This is a genomic window from Microbacterium wangyouchuni (genome assembly GCF_054072595.1).
Map to the genome: position 1 here is coordinate 104911 of NZ_JBSVRM010000009.1, position 14177 is coordinate 119087.

The 14177-nt window shown below is 59.9% G+C and carries 11 protein-coding genes; 6 read left to right on the plus strand and 5 right to left on the minus strand.

Annotation, left to right across the window (positions count from 1 at the left end; genetic code table 11):
• Window positions 1–43: 43 nt before the first annotated feature.
• The 5 genes from ACW5CM_RS15110 to ACW5CM_RS15130 all read right to left on the minus strand — a co-directional run bounded on the left by ACW5CM_RS15110 (window position 44) and on the right by ACW5CM_RS15130 (window position 6099).
• Window positions 44–1465 (minus strand): MATE family efflux transporter, encoded by a 1422-nt coding sequence (locus tag ACW5CM_RS15110; protein WP_457125503.1) that lies wholly within the window; start codon window positions 1463–1465, stop codon window positions 44–46.
• 3 nt (window positions 1466–1468) lie between these two features.
• A complete protein-coding gene (locus tag ACW5CM_RS15115; protein ID WP_457125504.1) occupies window positions 1469–2773 on the minus strand; it encodes an O-antigen ligase family protein in 1305 nt (434 codons plus the stop codon).
• Window positions 2751–3674: a WaaS/CpsH family glycosyltransferase gene (locus ACW5CM_RS15120; protein ID WP_457125505.1), complete on the minus strand. Its 924-nt coding sequence runs from the start codon at window positions 3672–3674 to the stop codon at window positions 2751–2753. The genes ACW5CM_RS15115 and ACW5CM_RS15120 overlap by 23 nt, the downstream gene beginning before the upstream one ends.
• Window positions 3675–3724: 50 nt before the next feature.
• Window positions 3725–5014 (minus strand): adenylyltransferase/cytidyltransferase family protein, encoded by a 1290-nt coding sequence (locus ACW5CM_RS15125; protein ID WP_457125506.1) that lies wholly within the window; start codon window positions 5012–5014, stop codon window positions 3725–3727.
• A gap of 275 nt (window positions 5015–5289) precedes the next feature.
• Window positions 5290–6099 carry a glycosyltransferase gene (locus ACW5CM_RS15130; protein WP_457125507.1) on the minus strand — a complete coding sequence of 270 codons (810 nt, stop codon included), beginning with the start codon at window positions 6097–6099 and terminating at the stop codon, window positions 5290–5292.
• A gap of 186 nt (window positions 6100–6285) precedes the next feature.
• Here ACW5CM_RS15130 and ACW5CM_RS15135 point away from each other — a divergent pair, with 186 nt between their 5' ends.
• The 6 genes from ACW5CM_RS15135 to ACW5CM_RS15160 all read left to right on the plus strand — a co-directional run bounded on the left by ACW5CM_RS15135 (window position 6286) and on the right by ACW5CM_RS15160 (window position 14121).
• Complete coding sequence (locus tag ACW5CM_RS15135) at window positions 6286–8421, plus strand: glycosyl hydrolase (RefSeq protein ID WP_457125508.1); 2136 nt, start codon at window positions 6286–6288, stop codon at window positions 8419–8421.
• Window positions 8422–8482: 61 nt separating this feature from the next.
• Complete coding sequence (locus ACW5CM_RS15140; RefSeq protein WP_457125509.1) at window positions 8483–10237, plus strand: DUF4012 domain-containing protein; 1755 nt, start codon at window positions 8483–8485, stop codon at window positions 10235–10237.
• Between the two features lie 257 nt (window positions 10238–10494).
• Window positions 10495–11859: a sugar transferase gene (locus ACW5CM_RS15145; RefSeq protein ID WP_457125510.1), complete on the plus strand. Its 1365-nt coding sequence runs from the start codon at window positions 10495–10497 to the stop codon at window positions 11857–11859.
• Window positions 11860–11936: 77 nt separating this feature from the next.
• Window positions 11937–12806: a glucose-1-phosphate thymidylyltransferase RfbA gene (gene rfbA / locus ACW5CM_RS15150; RefSeq protein ID WP_457125511.1), complete on the plus strand. Its 870-nt coding sequence runs from the start codon at window positions 11937–11939 to the stop codon at window positions 12804–12806.
• Complete coding sequence (rfbB, locus tag ACW5CM_RS15155) at window positions 12806–13804, plus strand: dTDP-glucose 4,6-dehydratase (RefSeq protein ID WP_457125512.1); 999 nt, start codon at window positions 12806–12808, stop codon at window positions 13802–13804. Before rfbA ends, rfbB begins: the two co-directional genes overlap by 1 nt.
• Window positions 13805–13908: 104 nt before the next feature.
• Window positions 13909–14121, plus strand: a complete 213-nt coding sequence (locus ACW5CM_RS15160; RefSeq protein ID WP_438255819.1) for a hypothetical protein — start codon at window positions 13909–13911, stop codon at window positions 14119–14121.
• Window positions 14122–14177 lie beyond the last annotated feature (56 nt).

Here is a 14177-nt window from a genome sequence, read left to right on the forward strand (position 1 = left end):
GTGAGACTGAGTTGTCGTCATGATTCTGGTGAGGTTCCCCAGATCAGGCGGCGTCACGGTCAGTGATGTGAGAAGCTGCAGCTCGTCGGCGTGCTATTAGAGCGCTCGAAACAAGATAAGCGCCCAAGATCGCTAACCAGACAACCAAGCCCTGGAAGTAGGTGCAGAGGCTGACAACCACGACAAAAGCGATGGACAACACGACGTTTGACAGCATAAATCGGCTTTGTGGAACTAGAAGCCGCCGCCGCAGAAGCCAGTCCGTCGCGCACCAGCGCAGCAGTACAACGACGTACTGAGTAATCAAGACGCCCCAGATGCTCCCGAAAACGAAGGCCATCACGCACGAGACCGCGACCATCGCAGTCAAGGAGGCGATGTTGATTGCGAACATGACTCGTTCCTGCCGCAGCACCTTCATGAAGGTGGAGTAGCCCAGATCTAGATTCGCGTTGATCACCGCGAGCGGGAAGATCAAGCCAAGGAAGACCAGGCCATCGCGGTAGTCGGGCAACCACCAGTAGACCGCAAGGTATGCAGGGAAATACAGCACATAGATGATTGGGGAGAACTTAGCAAGGAACTGGTTCACCCGCGCGAAGATCGCCACCGCATCCGCCCGGGGGATCTGCCGGAGCGCCGGGAAAAGGACCATAGAGATCTGCGAGACGAACTGAAGCACGAAGGTCACAAGGAGGACGAGCAGTGAGATCGTGGCAAACGTTTCTATGTCCCAGCGCGCATCCACGATGAATCGAACGGCACCGAGCAGTAGGAGACTCGAAAGGTTAGCCACCGTTAGCCACCAGCCCACGCGAATGCTGTCCAGCGCGTCGCGCAAGCCGGTGCGAATTCGTATCGGCCCGCCAAAGAGTGCACCGCGGGCGTAGAAGAGGGCGAACCCCAACGCCGCAGCCTGGCCGATAATGAAGAAGACGATCACCCACTGAAACGTTGTCGCCTGGGCCACAACGGCGGCAACGACGAACGAAAGGAAGACGAGGCGCGAGAGTGCCATCGCGAGGGAGTATGCCTTCGTCTCGTTGAGCGCCTGGAACATAAACCCGAGGAACGCCGTCAGATTGTAAAGAAGCGTGTAGATGGCGAACATTGCCAGAACGAATCTGCGTTCGTCGCTGAGATTGAGCGCGAAGGCGATACCTGTCAATGTCCCGGTAAGGACTACCTGGATGAAGATGCTGACAACGAACTGCGAAGTCACGGCCGCTCTGTCGACCGTCTTCCTGGTCTGGCCTCCGTAAATCAGATAGACGCCGTCGTTCAAGCCGAGATGGAGCAACCCTGAGTATGCTGCATACAACGCGAAGAGTTGCCAGTATCCAAACTCGGATACCCCGAGTACTTTGGGCAGCACGAGAGCCGCGAACAGGCTACTGAGTAGGACAATGGCCTGCGCGATGAAGGCAGTTGAAATATTGCCAAAGAGAAGACGTTTGTCGATCACGAACTATACCGAAGACTTGGCGTCTGGCGGAAGCACCGCAGCAGTGTAGACGCGCGGATCAGGCTTTTCACGCTGAAGTAGCACGAGGACACAGAACGCCAAGATAACTACGACTTGGATGCCTCGCCAGATCGTGAACGCGTAGAAGGCCATGAACATGAATGCGCACACAGCGATGTACCCAGTGCACAGCGCTAGCGGCGATTGTGCTCGGCCGGGCCGGCGGCTCAGCTTCCACCAAGCCATGATGACGTACACGGTCACCGCGAGGAAGAGCAGGAGCCCAATGAGGCCGAAATCGTAGAGGAGCGCTAGCCACTGGTTGTCGGTTGTCGAGATACCTTCGAGAACAAGCGTGTCCGACAGGATAAACGCATTGGAAGAGCTGAAACCATGTCCGAAGAGCAGCTCTGTCACGGAACTCTCGTTGAAGACTGCATTCAGCACTGCCTCTATAGAGGCAGTGCGCTGAGTGAGCGAGACATCCTCCGGGCCAATGCGCTGTAGGCGCTCGAGCACACCGAAGCCGAATGGTGTGAGCCAGATGAAAGCGACGAGGACCGCAATCCCGCCGGCGACAAATGGCCACGCTTTGAGAATCCCACGTAAGAGTGCGCGACCCCGCCCGAGCCAGAACGACTGGACGATAAACACGGCCAGGAGTGCGGCAATGATCGCCCAGGCGCTTCTCGTCTGCGTCGTGACGATGGCACCGAGAAACAAGCTCGACATCACAATCTTCAGCAACAGCCCACGCTGCAGCGTCAGGGTGATGATCAATCCGATGACCAGCATGTGGGCGAACGGAATGGGGTGACTGAAGATCGCGGAGGCGCGATACTCGGGGGTTCCCATGCGCCACGATCCCAGAATGTGGGGATACACGTGTACCAGCACGTTGTACTTGACAATACCTTCGATGATGCCCCAGCACGCCGTTGCCACGAGGACGTAGTTCAGCTGCTTGAGCCCGCGAGTGAAATAGTCCGTCCCGAAGCGCTGGTACTGAGCGACGATCAAGATGATGAGCGGAGCCCAGCAGACAACGTTCAAGACGCTGGCCGTCACTTCGATGTCTCGGGTGACTACGACGGAATATATCGCGAAGAAGGCGATGATGAGGGTGGCTGGGAGTGTTCTAAGGAACGCTCGAACCAGGTTTCGCGGCGCGCGAACGGTCGCAATAGCAAGCGCCGCGGCGAGTCCGATCAACCAGTAGATTCCATTTCCCAATCCGACGCTCACCGATGCAATCAGCGTGAGGATCGGAATCGCATTAATATGCTTAGCTACGCGGATCGTGGGCATCGACGTATTCCTTGAGTAATGGGAGGTTGATCGGGGAGAATTCTCCGTTATATTGATAATTCGGAAGTGGCGCATTCCGAATCCAATCTACGTCGATATCCTCGGGTGTCGTGAATACCCGCATAGTCTCCGGATCGTAGAACGGCAGCGTCGTCACGGCTGGGTTGTTGGTGAGTAGCAACCGGTTGTAGGCGACGGCCTCGAAATAACGGATCGTCTGTGCGTGCTGTCCCCCCTGAAGAATCTCGACGAGGCATCGCGAATCGAGTGAGTGGCGAAGCACCTCTCGATATGGGATCCAGGACTTATTGAGAATGAGGCCGGGCGGCGGATCAAGCGCGACGCGTTCGCCGGCATCTGTCGCGCCGTCGAAGCGGACGCTCGCGCCCGAGCTCGTCAGCCGATCAAGGACGCCCAGGATTGTATCCGTTCGTCCGCCCTTGAATCCGCCGACGAAGTATGCGTCACGCAAGGTGGCGGTCTTAGCGTCGACGGCCTGGCTCGAGAAGTACGTCGGGGGTGTGAGATGAAATCCCTGGGTGCGGGCGTCTTGCGGGTCGAACGTGTGGACGTTCCCTGGTCTGAACCACGAAATCTTGGGCTTAGCGAGGCGTAGAGCAATCGACGCTGCACCGAGCGAATTGATGAGAAGGAGATGGGTCTCCGGCTGATGGCGCTCGAGCTCCCGATACGCGGCATGTGTCATGCGGGACAGAGCAGAATCGAGGACGATGATTCTGTCATATGAATGAGAGGAGAGACTCGAGCGCAGCAGCCAATGAAATCTCGCGCTCGGAGCGATCTTCGTCGCGACTTTGCGAAGGTAACTGGTGTTTTGCGGAAACGCGACTACATCGATGCGCACTTGGTCGCGGAGGTCATCGAACAGCCCGAGGTGCACGTTCGAATCCCCAGTGATGAGGAGCGCGCGCCGTGCCTGATCGCTGCGAGTCATTCTGCTACGCGATTGGCGGAGTCGTCCCGGAGCACAGTGCTTGAGACCCCGTCCGTATAGGGCAAGAAGACGACGCTCACTCCTTCAGCTGCAAGATCTTTTTGCGTCTGAGACCATCGGTCATTACCCGCCCAGTCATCGCCGATGAAGATTGCTTGGTAGGGGGCAGTGCGAAGCGCGTCTTTCTTGTCGAGGGAGTTTACGATGCGTGCTTCATCGACGGCGCTGAGCGAGAGAACAATCGACTGTCGTTCGTTCTCGCCTATGACTGGCGTCTTGTTCTTATAAGACTGAACCAGTGCGTCGGAATTTACTCCTACGATTAGGTAGTCGCAGTATTCCTTCGCATGTTCAATGAGTCGGAGGTGTCCGACGTGAAACATGTCGAAAGTTCCCTGAGTGTATCCGATTGCGAATTTCTTATCGTGAAACACCGTGAGATCATGAAAATTTCTATTTTCTACGGGAGGGAGGCTCATATAGTCGCCGTAGATCTGTGTGAGATACGCATCGTATGCGATTGGGCCGTGAAGGTCCATATCCTCAAACTTGTACGATCTACCTTCCCCGTAGATCTCCTGCTTGTTGAAGATGCTCTTGAACTTGTACACGCCGACACCATTGAAGCAATAGTCGGCAGCGGCGAAGGGGAATTGCTGGAGCGCGCGGATGCGCCGTTGGCTCCACGTGTTTGCGCTCAACACCCGATTGATTCGCAAGCGCCGTCCGATATTCATTACCAGCGCTTTGCCGCGGGATCGCCCCTGGGCGTGGGTCGATGCCTGATCCAGTCGGGCGAGTCCCCACAGAAGCTCATAAAAGTTGAGCTTGGTCTTCCACATAGTGCGCTTGAGCCCTGGATTGGGTGCTCCGTCTAGCGGAAAGATATCTATCCAACATGACTGACGCGGATGATTGGGGAAGGCCGTCATAAGCACGCCCACCCTTGGGTCGCGTACCTGAATCTTCAGATAATGGTATCCGGCGGTTTGTGGGAAGACGTCTGCGTAATACGGTGAAGGAAGCTCGTTGTGAATTACGCTGATCAGTCGCTCGTAGTCTTCACGCGGCAGTGCGATGTCGATATCGTCATCCCAAGGGATGAAACCGCCATGTCGTACGGCTCCGAGGAATGTGCCGCCGCTGATGTAATAGGTCAGACCGTACTTTTCGCAGATGCCGACGACCTGCTCCAGGATGGCCTTCTCATATCGCTGGAGGATTTTGAGATCAGGCTCCGCAGGTTCGTCAAGAGTCGTGTGTGAGGTTCCGTTGTCTTGTGCCATACCTGCTGTCCGCTTCAGATCTGAGTGCTGCTGCCTAGGAGCGTGATCGGTGGCCGCGGCCTACCGGGCCTCCGGGCTGTATGCGAGCGTGAGTGACTCACTAGCGTCGCGTCCCCCCATGGCAGTGACGATGAGCAGCGCGCCGCCCAGGGCACACCGCCGTCATTCCTTTGGAGAGCATACAGTGTCCATTCGCAGGCAACCTGGTTGCACCCGGCGTGCCGACACGGTCAGCTCCGTTCAGGGGTGTGAGGAGTCGCGGCGTTGGGAGGTGCTCATTGTGTGTCGGTGAGCTCTTGTCCCGAAGCAGTAGAGGCGCGCGGATGCTTCCGCCGCACGGCTGGTCCGCCGAAGAGCAGCTCGGGGTAGAGGGTGTAGAACTTCGCCATCGACTGGAATTCTCGCACCCAGGGTGTGAGACGGAAGGTGCTCGTCTCGCGCGCCCAGCCATGCGTCCACCGGACTCCACCATCGAGGGTGACGCTGAGCCCGCGTTGCCATGCGCGGATGGACAGGTCCTTGTCCTCGTAGTAAAGGAAGAAGCGTTCATTCCATCCATCGAGCGAGCGGATCGCAGCTGCGGAGCCAACGACGACGGCGCCGATCAGCCAGAACACTGTGCGGCGTTCACCATCGGCGGCCAAAACCTGATAGCCGTTACTCCGAGGTCCGCGGCTTAGCCTGTTCACGATTTTGTGGGGGAGCAATGGGGCGCCTCGTCCGTTCGGCTGGAGGGAGCCATCGGCATTAAGTAGTTGGGGTGCGACGAGGCCGCCGGTCTCATCGATCGTCTCCTGGAGTCTCGGGAGGCTCGTCCAGTCTGGAGTCACATCCGGATTGACGAAGGCGACATAATGCCCCTGGGCGATGGTGAGTCCCCGGTTGTTTGCAGCGGAAAAGCCGAGGTTTTCCTCGAGGCGAATCACCTGTGCTCCGAGCTCCGATGCTGTCGCCGCGCTGTCATCGGAGGAGGCATTGTCGACGACGATCCATTCGACTCCGGAGGGTACACCGTTAGCCCAGAAACGACGAAGGGTTGCTGCACTGTTGTACGTTACGGTGACTAAGGACCAGTTCGATGCCATGGTCGTGACGATATCATCTGGCGCTCTGTGGGCACGTGGGTGCCAGGGCGTTGGTGTGAACCCTGAAGTAGATAGGTCCGCGAGCACTGCGGTCAGCGAGTCGAACCGGGCGCGAATCTGCGGTTTGCGCATATCCAACCTAGGCTGAATGGCCGAATCCGAATCAGGACTATCGCGGAGGCGTTTTTGAGTGATGAGCAGCAGGCAGCACCGAGCGCGGCACGCGAGCGGGCATCCGAGGCGCGCAAGGGCGGGCTGTCGCGTCGCGCGATCATTGGGATCGGTGTCGTAGCTACGCTCGTCATCGGCGGCGGTGTGGGCGTTGCATTCGCGTTGAACGGCCAAGAGGGGCCGCCTCCAGCAGCGGCAGCGAAGCGGAGCCACGAACCCGCGCCGAAAACGCTGGCCGATGTTCCGTTTGCGGCGGAGGCCATGTTCCGCGGCACACTCGGGAGTTGGCAACTGCCGTCGAGCCCCGAACTCGCGGCAGTGCTGCCCGCGACGGGGAGTGCTCGCTCAGGCCAAGTTGTGCTCGCCGTCGATGCTCCGGCGCCGCGCGAAGCCGCGATCGCCGCCGTCACCACAGCAAACGTCATGCCGGAAACGTCCTATCATTTGTCCGCCTGGGTGCGCCTGCAGTCTGCGCAGCCCGTCGCGATACCTGCATCGCTTCTCGTTGGCGACACCGTCATCCAGCTCCCCGATAGCTCGGCCGAGTGGCGCGAGGTGCAAGCCAACGTTGAGATCCCGGTCGACGTCACGAGCGTCGACATCGCGCTTCGGGTAGATGGCGCAATCTCGGGCCTGTCGATCGATGATGTTTCGCTCACCGCGGACGGAGGCGACAACGTCGTTCCGAACCCTTCATTCGAAGAGGTGCAGCCTGGCGCAGTCATCGCGAATGACTCGCTCGTTATGCCAACCTCGACCGCCGTCATCGCCGCGGCAGTGCCGATGGGCGACGTGAGCTGGGAGCTCCTTAACGACGCCGGTGAGTTGGAGACATCCGGCACAGCGGTCGCGGCAACGCCGATCACGCCGATCTCGTTTGTCGATGTTCCCCAAGGGTTCCATACCGTGAACCTCACGGATGCGACCGGTCAGCAGTATTCGTTCCCCGTTGCGCTAATCGATACACCGGGGTCGAAGATTGTCCTTGACGAGCGGCTTGGCGTGACAGCGCAGTTCAAACGCGATTGGCACGCAGGTGGCGGGCGACTTGCTGCTGCCCTCGGTTTTGGCGATGTGCGGGCCGAAGCAAACTGGAAGTGGAATGAGACGAACTTCGGTCAGTACGACTGGGATCCGACCTTGCTCAAAGAGTTTGCAAGCGTTCGCGCGCATGGGGTTAAGTCCACAGGGGTGATCGTCTACGTCAACAAGTTCTATGACAACGGCATCATGCCGACGTCGGCGGAAGCGCTTGATGCCTATGGGCGGTATGCTGCAGCGGCGACACAGACGTTCGGCTTCGACGCCGTCGAGGTCTACAACGAACCGAACCAGGAGAAGTTCAACAAGTCCGCATGCGGGCTGGGGCCGACCTGCTATATCCCGCTCATCGATGCAGTCCGCAACCACCTCGCGGCGGAGGAGATCGGGATCCCGGTTGTTGGCGGCGGCATTGCACTATACGACAGCGATTGGTTCGCCGGATTCTGGCAGGCAGGTGCTATGGACCGCGTCGACGCCGTCAGCTATCACCCTTACGAAGGCTGGATTCAAAGGAATCCTGACCTCATTCGCACGACCGTGGCGCAGTCGATCGCCGACATGCAGCAGTACGTCGGCGCCACCAAGCCGATCTGGATTACCGAGATGGGCTTTACGACGATGACGGGTGGTGTCACTCAGGAGCAGCAAGGGGACTGGCTCATCCGCTCCGCTGCGCTCGCGTTGGCAGGCGGCGTCGAGAAGTACTTCTGGTATGACATCGTTGACGACGACCCTGATCCTGCGAACGGCGAGGGGAACTTCGGCCTCTACGAGCACTCACCGCGTGCCGGGATGGCGGTCGTAGCTCCCAAACGATCTGCGTTCGCGCAGGCGCTTCTCATTACGCAACTGGATCGTAGAGCAATCGGCGGAGACGAATCGGACGAGGTCTCGAACGTCATCCGGTTCGGCGACGAAGACGATGCTGTGCGCGTAGCGTGGTCAGTCGGGGAGCCTTCAGAATTGTCACTCAGGTCGGAGACAGCAGTGCAGGTCGTGGCTTCGGACGGAACGACCTCGGTGGTCGACCCCGTCGATGGTGAAGCCGTGATCCCGTTGACGGATCGGCCCTCGTTTATCTCATCTGTCGAGCCTGCAACCGAGTAACGGTTGTGGGCAGGGGGCCAGGACCGGCGGCTCTTCAGGTGCCGAACGGTAGGATTCCCACGTGTCCCGAAAAGAGGCGCGCGCCGCTGCCGAGCAGCAGAAGGCCGCCGATGCCCAGAGCCGTCAGGAGCGACGCCACAAGCGTGCTCGCACTTCTTGGCTGATCGTTGCTATCGTTTTCGTTGTGCTGCTCGCTGCCGCATGCTGGGTCGGGCTTCGTGCCGTCACAGTGAAGAACGGACTGGAGAAGAGCCAACAGCTCATCAGTGCACTGCAAGATGGCGCTGACATCAACGCAACGATCGCTGACCTCTCCGACCATGCCGAGAGTGCCGCATCCGCCGCATCTGACCCAGTATGGGCGGCGGCCGAGTGGATTCCCTTTGCCGGAGAAAACCTGCGAGGTGTCCGGCTCGCTGCACAGTCGCTCGACGTGCTCGTCAACGACGTCGCCCTGCCTGTGCTCAACGCAAGCGCTGACGGTGGCGAACTGTTGCCAACGCTCCTGGAAGTTGCGTCAGCTGAATCAGACCGCGTCGAGCAGCTGGCCAATGAAATCGCAGCCGTGCGGAAGTCGAGCTTCCTCGTCGACCCTGTGCGCGGGGGAGTTGATCAGGTCGCCGACGTCATGGCGGCAGCAGCTCCTGCCGTGCAGTTACTTCCCACGCTTCTCGGTGCTGATGGGCCTCGTAACTACTTGCTTGTCTTCCAGAACAACGCTGAAACTCTCGCGCTTGGCGGCAGCGCAGCATCCCAGACCATCGTGCATGTCGAGAACGGTCAGATCTCGATGGGTGGACAGGGCAACAGTGGCAGCTATCAGAACGGCACTGCTGTCGACGTCGAGGTTCCGCAGAGCGCGACAGACCTGTACACGAGCTACCTAGTCGACCACATTAATACCAGCATGAGCCGCCCGGATTTCCCCACGGCAGCGCAGATCATGCGTGCGTGGTGGCAGCGCGACATCGCGCCCGACCAGATCGACGGCGTCATTTCCATTGACCCGCTCGCCCTGTCGCGCATCCTCGTGGCGACCGGACCGATCGAGCTGCCGACCGGAGATACGCTCAGCTCAGATAACGCCGTGTCGCTGTTGCTGAGCGAGGTCTATAAGCGCTGGGACAGCTACAAATACCCCGAACTCGTCGACGGCTTCTTCGCTGCGGCCGCCGGCGCAGTCTTCGACAAAGTCGCTACCGGCGATTTCAACATCAAAGACATGGCGTGGGCGATCAACGAGAGCGCCTCGCGGGGGAGCATCCTCGTCTGGAGTGACGACGAAGCCATCGCCGAGGCAATTGCGGGCTCGCGGGTCAGTGGCATCCTGCCGACGGATAACACCGATAACACCACCATCGGTGTGTACTTCAACAACAGCAACGGTTCGAAGATCGACTACTACACCGAGACAGCTGTGTCAGTCGGGGCCGTCTGTGAAGCAGGCAACGCGACCTTCAACGTCGATGCATCCATCTCACTCCCGATCTCGCAGCAGGAGGCGAACGCGCTGCCGCGCTACGTGCAGAGTATGACGTTCGGCACGACGTTCCGTGACTGGATCTATGTTTACGGCCCTCCCGGAACCGCGCTTTCTGACGCCACCGTTAACGGCGAACGAGCATCGATCATGCACCGTGACATCGACGATCTCGGTCGCCCGGTGGTCGCATTCGAAGCATGGTTCGATCCCGGTCAGCAGGTGAGTGTGAACGCCACGTTCACCGGGCAGGGCGATTTCGGTCCGCTCGCGGTGCAGACGAATCCGATGATCCGTGGGGCAGCGCCAGTGGTCACTGACGGGTGTGCAAGCTGATCCTGGCCAGGCGCGCCTCTTCTGACGCTGCACAACGCGTACGTTAGAATAACTGCGGTCCGTGACTGCACTGCGATTCTCGAGTCTCCACGGGCCAAACGGACGAGGGGGTGATCTGCATAGTTGTAGATACTGTGCAGACGCACGCAGCGGGGGCTGAACGGGTGGAAAATTCGGCAGGGATGCCGGCCGTCAGGCCGCGGCGCGGCGTGTGGCCGCGCCGCTACGCGAGCCGTCTGTTCTACAGTGACCTTCTCATGCTGATCATCACGCTCGGCGGCAGTTGGCTCGTCGTGAGTTCGACGCTCAACTCGGCGGTTTCATGGTCGGGTGGGCCTCGCCTTTCATACGTCGCGGCGCTTGTGATCATCGGCGTCGTCTGGCTGATCGGTCTCGATGCCGCAGACACCCGCGATCGGCACATCGTCGGCCAGGGATTCATCGAGTACCGCCGCATTGTGAATGCCTCGATTGCGGTTTTCGCATTCACCGTGGCCGTGGCGTTCTTCTTGGGGATGAACCTCTCGCGGCTGCTCGTCGCCGTGCTCTTTCCTGTTGGGCTGCTTCTGCTGCTTCTCTCCCGTTGGATGTGGCGTCAGTGGCTGCGCGGCCGGCAGAAGCAGGGGCAGTACCTGCACCGTGCTGTGCTCATCGGTGACCACGCAAAGGTCAAGCACGTCGCCAAGCAGATCAGACGTGCTAAGGGCAGCGGCTACAAGATCGTCGGAGTGATCACCAACGGGGTTCCCTCTGAGGGCGTGCCAGACATCGATCTGCTCGGGGACATCGCACATGCGGAGAAGGCGCTCGATGACGCGAACATTGACGCACTGATCATCGTCGGATCCGACGACCTCGACCCGGACACCATGCGCCGTCTCGGATACGCGGTGTCGGACCGCGACATCCAGCTGATCATGGCACCCGCCCTCACCGACATCGCCGGTCCGCGTTTGCACTCAACGCCTGTCGCGGGCCTTCCGCTTGTGCATGTCGACTTCCCTCGAATGGAAGGCGCCCAGCGTTTCCTGAAGCGCACTTTCGACCTCGTCGGCTCGTCGCTGCTGCTGCTGCTACTGTCGCCGGCGTTCCTAGCCACGGCGATTGCGATCCGCATCGACGGGCCGGGCAAGATCTTCTACCACCAGGAGCGCATCGGCCGCGGTGGTCGACCCTTCGGGATGCGCAAGTTCCGCTCGATGGTGGCCAACGCCGACGACCAGCTCGCCAGCCTGCTCGACCTGCAGGGCAACAGCGACACACCGCTGTTCAAAGTGAACGACGACCCCCGCATCACCAAGGTCGGCCGCTTCCTGCGCAAGCACTCCGTTGACGAACTGCCTCAGCTTGTCAACGTGCTCCGCGGCGAGATGAGTCTGGTCGGGCCGCGCCCGCAGCGCGACTCCGAAGTAGCGCTTTACGACGACATCGCCTACCGGCGCCTGCTCGTCAAGCCCGGCATGAGCGGGCTCTGGCAGGTGAGTGGCCGTTCCTCCCTGTCGTGGGAGGAGACGATCCGTCTTGACCTGTACTACGTCGAGAACTGGTCGCTCACGCAGGACATCATCATCCTGTTCCGCACCGTGCGCGCTGTCGTCGCGCCGGGCGCGTCTGCGCACTGACCGAAGCGCAGCCACCAGGGTGGCTGCCGATAGCGTCTCGCACCGTCGAGGCGCGCTCAACCTGTAAGGATCTTTGTATGAAGGGCATCATTCTCGCTGGTGGTTCGGGTACGCGGTTGCATCCGATCACGTTGGGCGTTTCTAAGCAGCTGATTCCGGTGTATGACAAGCCGATGGTCTATTACCCGTTGTCGACGTTAATGCTTGCGGGCATTCGGGACATTCTGGTGATCACGACGCCGCATGATGCGGAGCATTTCGAGCGTTTGTTGGGTGATGGGTCGCAGTTCGGCATCAATCTGACGTTCGCGCAGCAGCCGTCTCCCGATGGGTTGGCTCAGGCGTTCACGATCGGTGCGGACTTCATCGGCGATGACAGTGTCGCGCTGGTTCTGGGTGACAACCTGCTGTACGGGCCGGGGCTCGGAACCCAGCTCAAGCGATACACGAATGTCGATGGTGGTGCTGTCTTCGCGTATTGGGTCGCAGAACCCGAAGCGTATGGCGTCGTTGAGTTCGATGCGGGCGGAAAAGCCGTGTCACTCGAAGAGAAGCCAACATCTCCGAAAAGCAACTTTGCCGTTCCAGGGCTGTATTTCTATGACAATGATGTCATCGAAATCGCGCGCAATCTCGAGCCGAGCGCGCGGGGTGAGTACGAGATCACCGATGTCAACCGTGCGTACCTCGAGAGAGGCAAGCTGCAGGTGGAGGTGCTGCCGCGTGGAACGGCATGGCTGGACACCGGGACGTTCGATCAGATGACAGACGCTGCGGACTATGTGCGCACCATGGAGCGGCGCACGGGAATGCGTATCGCGGTTCCCGAAGAGGTTGCTTGGCGCCAGGGGTTCCTGACCGACGATGAACTGCGTGAGCGTGGGCACAAGCTCTTCAAATCGGGTTATGGTGCATATCTTCTTGCACTACTGGAAAGAGGTCTGTGATGAGCCGTCTGCTTGTGACCGGTGGGGCCGGTTTCATCGGGTCGAACTTCGTTCACCATGTCATCGAGAACACCGATGACCATGTCACTGTGCTGGACGCTTTGACGTATGCGGGCAACCGTGAGTCGCTGGCGGGACTGCCTGCGGATCGGGTCACGTTCGTGCATGGCAGCATCACGGATGCGCCGTTGGTGGATGAGCTGTTCGCGACCACGGATGCGGTGGTGCACTACGCCGCCGAGTCCCACAACGACAACTCCTTGGATGATCCGCGCCCGTTTTTGGACACGAACATCATCGGCACGTACACGCTGCTGGAAGCCGCCCGGAAGTATGACACCCGGTTTCATCACATCTCCACGGACGAGGTATATGGCGATCTGGAGCTGGATGACCCGGAGCGGTTCACCGAGACCACCCCGTACAACCCCTCGTCACCGTACTCGTCGACCAAGGCCGGCAGCGACCTGCTGGTGCGGGCGTGGGTGCGCTCGTTCGGGGTACGCGCGACGCTGTCGAACTGCTCGAACAACTACGGTCCGTACCAGCATGTGGAGAAGTTCATCCCGCGTCAGATCACGAACGTGATCCGCGGCATCCGCCCCAAGCTTTACGGGGCCGGGGAGAACGTGCGCGACTGGATCCACGCCGATGATCACTCCTCTGCCGTGCTCACGATCCTGAACAAGGGTGTGAACGGGGAGACGTATCTCATCGGTGCGGACGGGGAGCGCAACAATAAGGACGTCGTCGAACTGATCCTCACCATCATGGGTCAGCCCGCCGATGCGTACGAGCATGTCACCGACCGGGCAGGTCATGACCTGCGCTACGCGATCGATTCGACCAGACTGCGCACCGAGCTCGGGTGGACGCCCGCGTTCGCCGACTTCGAAGCCGGCCTTGCCGCGACGATCGACTGGTACCGGAACAACGAGTCCTGGTGGGCGCCATCCAAAGACGCCACCGAAGCCTTCTACGCAGGAAAAGGCCAGTGACATCAGTCGTTCCTTCACAGCTCTTCCCCTCTGACGCGCAGGCAGACAGAATGAAGATGCCTGCAGAACCTGCTGGCATTGCAACCACTTGGAGAGGACCCGACATGGGAATCGACGACCTGGTCAACAAGGGCAAAGACCTTTACGAGCAGAACAAGGACAAGATCGCTGAAGTCGTCAAGAGCGAGCAGGCGGAAGACGTCAGCGACAAGGTTCTCGACGGAGTCGCAGACTTCGCCAAGAAGGTTGCTCCCGGAGCATCCGACAAGATCGACGAGATCCGCGACAGCGCCGACAAGTCGATCGGCAACGAATAATCATCTGATTTCAGAGGGCGGCGCATCTTCGGATGCGCCGCCCTCTTCGTTTCGCG

Coding starts and splice junctions, on each gene's coding strand:
- ACW5CM_RS15115 (WP_457125504.1), bottom strand. CDS start 2,773: ATGCCCACGATCCGCGTAGCTAAGCATATTAATGCGATTCCGATCCTC.
- ACW5CM_RS15125 (WP_457125506.1), bottom strand. CDS start 5,014: ATGGCACAAGACAACGGAACCTCACACACGACTCTTGACGAACCTGCG.
- ACW5CM_RS15130 (WP_457125507.1), bottom strand. CDS start 6,099: ATGGCATCGAACTGGTCCTTAGTCACCGTAACGTACAACAGTGCAGCA.
- ACW5CM_RS15145 (WP_457125510.1), top strand. CDS start 10,495: ATGCTGATCATCACGCTCGGCGGCAGTTGGCTCGTCGTGAGTTCGACG.
- rfbA (WP_457125511.1), top strand. CDS start 11,937: ATGAAGGGCATCATTCTCGCTGGTGGTTCGGGTACGCGGTTGCATCCG.
- rfbB (WP_457125512.1), top strand. CDS start 12,806: ATGAGCCGTCTGCTTGTGACCGGTGGGGCCGGTTTCATCGGGTCGAAC.
- ACW5CM_RS15160 (WP_438255819.1), top strand. CDS start 13,909: ATGGGAATCGACGACCTGGTCAACAAGGGCAAAGACCTTTACGAGCAG.